Raw genomic sequence first — 7,760 nt, forward strand, 5'->3', positions numbered from 1 at the left:
AGCGTTGCCGGCGCGTCTTCCGGGTTAACCATGGGCGATGCTTCCTTGGTATGTGGCGATGATTTGGGATATGGTATACCAAATCAACGATGCGGCAAGACACCATGTCGCCAACCTGCCAGGAGCGCCCTCGATGACCGTGATGCCCGCCTCCGCTTCTCGCGGTTCCGGACCCGATTCCCGACCCGATTCCGGACCCGATTCGCACCCGGAATCCCGACCGGATTCAAGCGTCGATTCCCAACCGGGCGGCACCGACGACAGCCCCGTGCTGACGATCCGCGACGGCGCCATCGCCACCGTCGTGCTGAACCGCCCCGCCAAGCTCAACGCGATGACGCTGTCGATGTGGCAGCAACTGGGCGACGCCTTCCGCGCCCTCTCCGCCGACGACGGCGTGCGCTGCGTGATCGTGCGCGGCGCCGGCGAGCGGGCCTTCTCGCCCGGCAACGACATCGGCGAGTTCGCGCAGGCGCGCTCGAACAAGGCGCAGGCCACCGCCTACGGCAAGGTGATGCACGCCACCGCGCAGGCGCTGCAGGACTGCCGCCATCCGGTGGTCGCGCAGATCCACGGCATCTGCGTCGGCGGCGGGCTGGAGATCGCGGCGATGGCCGACATCCGCATCTGCGGCCAGGGCAGCCGTTTCGGCGCGCCGATCAAGAACCTCGGGCTGGTGATGGCCCATGCGGAAATGGCCCCGCTGATCCGGCTGATCGGCGAGTCGCGCACGCTGGAGCTGCTGTTCGAAGGCCGGATCGTCGGCGCGGATGAGGCCCATGGCATGGGCCTGGTGTCGCGCGTGGTGCCCGACGACCAGGTCGCCGCCGAAGCGGCCGCGACCGCGCAGCGCATCGCCAGCGGCGCGCCCCTGGTCGCCCGCTGGCACAAGAAGTTCGCGCGCCAACTGGCGGCCGGCACGCCGCTGAGCGAGCGCGAGCGCGACGAGGCCTTCGACTGCTTCGACACCGAGGACTTCCGCACCGGCTATCGCGCCTTCCTCGCCAAGCAGACGCCCGAGTTTCACGGCCGCTGAGCGGCCTCCACCTCGAAGGACAGCGATGGCTTCCCCCATGCAATCCGAACGTTCTCCGCGGGCCGGCGCCCTCGCCGGCATGCGCGTGCTCGAGCTGGCGCAGATCATGGCCGGCCCGACCTGCGGCATGATGCTGGCCGACCTCGGCGCCGACGTGATCAAGATCGAGAAGACCGATGGCGGCGACGATGCGCGCGGCTATCGCGATCCGCGCATCAACGGCGTGTCGGCGCCCTTCCTGATGCTGAACCGCAACAAGCGCGCGATCGCACTCGATCTGAAGACGGCCGAAGGCAAGGAAGTGCTGCTGCGGATGGTGCGCGACGCCGACGTGCTGATCGAGAACTTCCGCAAGGGCACGCTGGAAAAGCTCGGGCTCGGCTACGACGTGCTGTCGGAAATCAATCCCGGCCTGATCTATTGCGCGATCTCGGGCTATGGCCGTACCGGCCCGGCCGCCGACAAGGGCGGCTTCGACCTGATCGCGCAGGGCTATACCGGGCTGATGAGCATCACCGGCGAGGAAGGCGGACCGCCGCTGCGCACCGGCAACTCGATCGCCGACATCAATGCCGGCATCCTGGCCGCGTTCGGCATCCTGGCGGCCTACCAGCACAAGCAGAAGACCGGGCGCGGCCAGATCGTCGAGACCTCGTTGATCGAAGCCGGCCTGCAGCAGTTGTACTGGCATGCGGCGATCCATTTCGCCACCGGCGAATCGCCGGGGCCGAGCGGCTCGGCGCATGTGCTGGCGACCCCGTACCAGGCCTTTCCGACGCAGGACGGGCACATCATCGTCGGCGGCGCCAACGAGAAGAACTGGGAGCGGATCGCGCAGGTGCTGGGCCGGCCCGAATGGCTGACCGATCCGCGCTATCGGCTGAACTCGGACCGCATGCGCCACCGCGACACGCTGCTGCCGGCCATGGCGGAGATCCTGCGCACCAAGCCCTCGGCCGAATGGCTGGCGGCGTTCGACGCGGCGGGCGTGCCGGCCGGGCCGGTGCATTCGATCGGCGAGGCGCTGTCGCATCCGCAAACTCTCGCGCGCGAAATGGTGGTCGAGCAGCAGCACCCCGAGGCCGGGCCGGTCAAGAGCATCGGCCTGCCGATCAAGCTGTCGGAGACGCCGGCGCAATACCGGCGGCCGCCGCCGCGGCTGGGCGAGGACACGCGGGCGCTGCTGGCCGAGTGCGGATATGGAGAGGCCGAGATTGCGCGGATGCTGCGGGCTGGCGTCGTGCGGGACGTGACGGCGGCGGAGGGATAGCGAACGCCGTTGCCCTCCCCCCGCCCCTTTCCCGCCGGCGGCGCAGGCGGTAGAGAGGCGACAATCAAACCACCGCCTCGTCGTCCCGTCGCACCCCTGGTGCCCCCGCCGCAACCTCATCTTCCTCCGCCGCCTCATCCGGCCAGCTGCGGCTGACCATCCATTCGTACAGCGTCGGCAGCACGATCAGCGTCAGCACGGTCGCGGTGATCAGCCCGCCGATGATCACGATCGCCAGCGGGCGCTGCGTCTCCGAGCCGATCGCGCGCGAGACCGCCATCGGGAACAGGCCCAGCATCGCCAGCAGCGCGGTCATCAGCACGGTGCGCAGGCGGTCCATCGACCCGGCCAGCACGGCCTGGCGCAGCGGCAGCCCCTGCTCGCGCAGCTGGTTGAAGTAGGTCACCATCACCACCCCATTGAGCACGGCCTGGCCGAACAGCGCGATAAAGCCGATCGCCGCCGACACCGACAGCGGAATGCCGGTCAGGAACAGCGCGAACACGCCGCCCACCAGCGCAAACGGGATGTTCGACAGGATCAGCGTCGCGCTCTTGAACGACTTGAACGCCTGGAACAGCAGCAGGAAGATCAGCAGCACCGACAGCGGCACGACGATCGACAGCCGCGCCATCGCGCGCTGCTGGTTCTCGAACTCGCCGGACCAGCCGATCTTGACGTCGTCGGCGCGCACGTTCTTCGCCACCAGCGCCTGCATGTCCTTGACCACGCTGCCCATGTCCCGGTCGTGAATGAAGACGCCGATCGACGTGGTGCGCTGGCCGTTCTCGCGGCTGATATTCATCGCGCCGGACGCCGCATGGAAATGCACCAGCTGCGACAGCGGCACCTGGGCGCCCTCGGCGGTCTGCATCAGGATGTTCGGCAGGTTCGGCAGTTCGCGTTCGCCGGGCGCGAGCCGCACCACCACGCTGAAGTGCCGCTCGCCCTCCCACAGCTCGGTGGCGGCCTTGCCCGCCAGCGCGGTCTCCATCAGGTCCTGGACGTCGGCCACGTTGATGCCGTAGCGCGCGGCCTGGGCGCGGTCGAAGTCGAGCACATACTGCGGCAGCTCGCCGTCGCGGTCGATGAAGGCCCGCATCACGCCGGGCACGGTCTGCACGTTGGCGAGGATCTGGTCGGCGACGCGCTTGTTCTGCTCGAGGCTGTCGCTCTGCACCTTGATGACGATCTGGCCCTTGATCTGCGAGATGCTCTCGAGGATGTTGTCGCGCACCGGCTGCGAGAAGTTCGGCTCGATCCCCGGCAGCTTGCGCAGATTCGCGTTGATCTCGCCGATGATGCGGCGCTTGTCGAAGCCGCGGCGCCACTCCGCTTCCGGCTTCAGGTCGACCAGGATCTCCACCGTATTGATCAGCTTCGGGTCGGTGCCGTCGTCGGGACGGCCGACCTTGGAGATGGTCGACTTTACCTCCGGCGTTTGCCGGATCGTGCGCCGCAGCCGCGCGGCCTGCTCGCGTGCCTCGTCGGTCGACACCGAGGCCGGCAGGTCGAAGCTGACCCACATCGCGCCCTCGTCGAGCTCGGGCAGGAATTCGCTGCCCAGCAGCTTGCCGACGCCGGCAGTCACCACCAGCAGCGCCACCGCGCTCGCCACCACCGCGCGCTTGTGGTCCAGCGCCCACGCCAGCATCGGCGCATAGGCGCGCTTGCACAGCCGCACCACCGCGTTGTCGTGATGGGCGATGTCCTTCTTCAGCAGCAGGTAGCACAGCAGCGGCACCAGCGTCAGCGACACGATCAGCGAACCGACCAGCGCGCCCGTCACCGTGTATGCCATCGGCGCGAAGATCTTTCCTTCGTGCCGCTGCAGCGTGAAGATCGGCAGGTGCGCGGCGATGATGATCACCATCGAGAACACCGTCGGGCGGCCCACCTCGGTCGTCGCGCGCGCGATCGCGTGCAAGCGCGCGCGGCTGTCGCGGATCTTCTGCTCCTTCAGTTCGCCCAGCCGCTTGAAGATGTTCTCGACCACGATCACCGCGCCGTCGACGATGATGCCGAAGTCCATCGCCCCCAGCGACAGCAGGTTGGCCGGAATGCCGACCCAGGTCAGGCCGATGAAGGTCGACAGCAGCGCCAGCGGGATCACCAGCGCGACGATGGCGGCGGCCCGCACGTTGGCCAGGAACAGATACAGCACCGCCATCACCAGCAGCGCGCCCTCGACCAGGTTGCCGAACACCGTGTGCAGCGTCTTGTCGATCAGGTCGGCGCGGTCGTAGTACGGCACGATCTCGACGCCGCGCGGCAGGATCTGCTCGTTGAGCTGCGCGATCTTGGCCTTCAGCGCGGTCAGCACCTCCGACGGGTTCTCGCCCTTGCGCATCACCACGATGCCCGAGACGATGTCCTCCTCGTCGTCCTGCGCCATCAGGCCCTGCCGCGGCGCGGCGCCGACGCGCACCTCGGCGATGTCCTTGACCAGGATCGGCGTGCCGTTGACCTCGGACACCACCACGTTCGCGATATCGGCCGAGCTGCGAAAGCTGCCGAGCGAGCGCAGCAGATACTGCTGCCGCCCCTGCGCGACCGCGCCGCCGCCGGCGTTCGAGTTGCCGCGCTGCAGGGCCTCGAACAGCTGCGCCAGCGAGATATGCGCGTCGCGCATGCGGGCCAGATTCGGGTTGACCTCGTACTGCTTGATGGTGCCGCCGATGGTCACCAGGTCCGCGACGCCCGGTACCTGGCGCAGGTTCTTCTCGACCACCCAGTCCTGCAGCGTGCGCAGCTCCTGCGGCGTGTGGCCCTTGCCCTTCAGGCGGAAGCGGTAGATCTCGCCGATCGCGGTCGACAGCGGCGCCAGGTCCGGCTGCACCCCGTCGGGCAGATCGACGCCGCGCAGGCGCTCGATCACCTGCTGGCGCGCGGTGACGTCGGTGGCCTTGTCGTTGAAGGTCACCATCAGGTAGGACAGGCCGAACTGCGTGTGCGAGAACACCCGCACCGAATTGGGCGTGCCGGCCAGCGCGGTCTCGATCGGAATCGTGACCTGGCGCTCGACCTCCTCCGCCGCGCGGCCGGGATACAGCGTGATCACGTTGACCTGCACGTCCGAGACATCCGGGAAGGCCTCGATCGGCAGGTTCTTGAAGGCCGCCAGGCCGCCGGCGACGAACAGCGCCAGCCCCATCCAGACGAACAGCTTCTGGTGCAGCGCGAAATGGACGATGCGCGAGATCATGACGCGGCCGCCCTCATCGAGCTTGCTGGCGCAGCGCGGCCTGCGTCGCGCTCGCATCGCGCAGGATGTCCTGCAGATACAGATTGCCGTCGGTCACCACCTGCATGCCGGGTTCGAGCCCGGACACCACCTCGGTAACGCCCGGCAGGCTCGCACCGACCTTGACCTCGCGGCGCTCGAAGCGATGCGCGTCGACGCGCACGAACACATAGTGATGGTTGTCGGCCAGGAACACCGCCCGGGCCGGCACCGCGATGCCGTCGAAGCCGGCGGCCTGGATGCGCGCGGTGACGAACATCTCGGCCTTCAGCCGCCGCTCGGGATTGGGCACCGACAGGCGGACCTTGATGCTGCGCGCGGCCGGATCGACGTAGTCGGCGATCTTGACGACCTTGGCCGGGAAGGACTCGCCCGGATAGGCGGTCGAGGTCAGCGTCACGCTGCCGCCTGGGCGGAACAGCGCCAGATCGGCCTCGGCCGCGTCGAGCTGCGCCCACAGGTCGGAAGGGTCGGTCAGCAGGAACAGCGGCGCGGCCGGCGGCTGGTCGGGCCGCAGCTGCATGCCGGGATTCAGGTTGCGTTCGACCACCAGGCCGGCGATCGGTGCGCGCAGTGCGAAGCGATCCGGGGCGCCCACACCGATCGCGCCCGGCTTGCCCAGTTCGCCGCCGACCTGCCGCAGGGCCGCCTGCGCGCGCTGCAGTTCGGCGCTGGCCCGTGCGGCCTCGGCCTGGGCCTGCTCGAGGTCCTTCTGCGCGACGATGCCGGCGCCATACAGCTCGCGTTGCCGCGCCAGGCCCTTGGACGCCAGCGCGGCATCGGCGGCCGCCTTGCGCGCGTCGGCCTGCGCCGCGCCGAAGTCGGGCGAGGACAGCAGCGCCAACGGCTGGCCCGCGGCGACGGTGGTGCCCGGCTGCACCAGGATCTCGGCGACGCGGCCGGCGAACGGGCTCATCACGCGCACGGTACGGTCCTCGTTCCAGACCAGCCGGCCGGGCAGCGTCAGCACGCGCTCCGCGCCGCGCCGCACCGGTTCGGCGGCGATGCCGGGCAGCGACTTGACCGTATCGGGGAAGACGACGGCCGCGCCTTCGACGCGCGGCGACTCGGACTCCGGTTCGGCCTTCCGGCCGCATCCGGTCAGGCTCAGCGACGTGGCAAGCAGGACGATCGTCAACAGGGAACGGAGGGTCATGGCGACGGGATCGGGAAAGCCGGAACGTGTCCGGCTAGTGGACGGAAAGGTAGGGGGCGACGTCTTGCAGCGGCAGATCGGCAGCATCGGCCGGAGCCGCGGCGGCCGCTTCATCCGCCGTGCGCGTGGCGGCCAGATAGGCGGACAGCGCCTTGGCATAGGCGCCCCGCGCCTGCGCGGCATCGAGGCGCGTCTGCCGCAGCGCGCGGCGCGCATCGAGCAGTTCGAGCACGCCGATCGCGCCCTTGCCGAAGGCGAACTCGGCATCGGCGGCGACGCGCTCGGCCGTGGGCAGCACGGCTTCGTCGATCTGACGCAGCGATTCGCGCGCGGCATCGAGCGCGGTGCGCAGCCGGCCGACCTCGTTGCCCGCGGCCAGCAGCACGCGGTTGCGTTCGTCGAGCGCCGCGTAGTAATCGACCTCGGCGCGCTGCGCCTCGCCGCCATAGCTGTGGCGCAGATACAGCGGAATGCTGACGAACACGCCGAAGCTGTTGCCGCTGCCCTGCTGGTTGGTGGCCGAGACCGGATACTGCAGCGTGCCCGGGATGCCGATGCGCTGTGCGAGTTCGGCCAGGTCGCGCTGATGATCGGCCCGTGCCTCGCGCCAGTCCGCGCGGGCGCGCAAGGCATCGAGCTCGAGCCGGGTCACGTCGGCGCGCGCCAGGTCGCCGGCCTTGTAGCGGGTCTTGTTGGCCTGCTCGGTGCGCTCGTACAGCGCCAGCGTCTGCGCCAGCACGTCGACCCGCTGCTGACTGACCGCCGCATCGAAGAAGGCCTGCTCCAGCGCGGCCATCTGCTGCACGGTGGCCGCCTGCACCTGCCGGCCCGCCGCCGCGCTGGCCGCCTGCGCGGTCTTGACGCGCAGGCCGGCCTTGTTGGCGGTCTCGATCACCTGGTCGATGCGCACCGTCGAATCGACGGTCTTGTTGCGCCAGCTGCCGGCGCCGACGCCGGCATGCGGGTTGATGTTCTCCACGCCCAGGCTCAGCACCGGGTTCGGCCGCTGCCCGGCGATCCGGATATCGGCCTCGGCCGCCTGCACGGCGCGGCG

5 protein-coding genes are annotated in these 7,760 nt (G+C 69.5%); 2 read left to right on the forward strand and 3 right to left on the reverse strand.

All coding sequences use genetic code 11. From position 1 onward, the window contains the following. Positions 1-133: 133 nt before the first annotated feature. On the forward strand, positions 134-1,036 hold the full coding sequence (locus tag AC6EI8_RS21955; protein ID WP_498382876.1) for an enoyl-CoA hydratase/isomerase family protein: 903 nt from the start codon (positions 134-136) through the stop codon (positions 1,034-1,036). A gap of 37 nt (positions 1,037-1,073) precedes the next feature. Next, positions 1,074-2,306, forward strand: a complete 1,233-nt coding sequence (locus AC6EI8_RS21960) for a CaiB/BaiF CoA transferase family protein (RefSeq protein ID WP_265635083.1) — start codon at positions 1,074-1,076, stop codon at positions 2,304-2,306. Positions 2,307-2,370: 64 nt separating this feature from the next. On the opposite strand, the gene AC6EI8_RS21965 is transcribed toward AC6EI8_RS21960, so the two are convergent. The 3 genes from AC6EI8_RS21965 to AC6EI8_RS21975 all read right to left on the reverse strand — a co-directional run. After that, positions 2,371-5,511 carry an efflux RND transporter permease subunit gene (locus AC6EI8_RS21965; RefSeq protein WP_265635314.1) on the reverse strand — a complete coding sequence of 1,047 codons (3,141 nt, stop codon included), beginning with the start codon at positions 5,509-5,511 and terminating at the stop codon, positions 2,371-2,373. 13 nt (positions 5,512-5,524) lie between these two features. Beyond that, positions 5,525-6,706 (reverse strand): efflux RND transporter periplasmic adaptor subunit, encoded by a 1,182-nt coding sequence (locus AC6EI8_RS21970; RefSeq protein ID WP_149318632.1) that lies wholly within the window; start codon positions 6,704-6,706, stop codon positions 5,525-5,527. A gap of 34 nt (positions 6,707-6,740) precedes the next feature. Next, the coding region (locus AC6EI8_RS21975; protein WP_498382877.1) for a TolC family protein at positions 6,741-7,760 on the reverse strand (1,020 nt) is incomplete at its 5' end.

The sequence above is a fragment of the Cupriavidus sp. R6-3 genome (assembly GCF_059772245.1).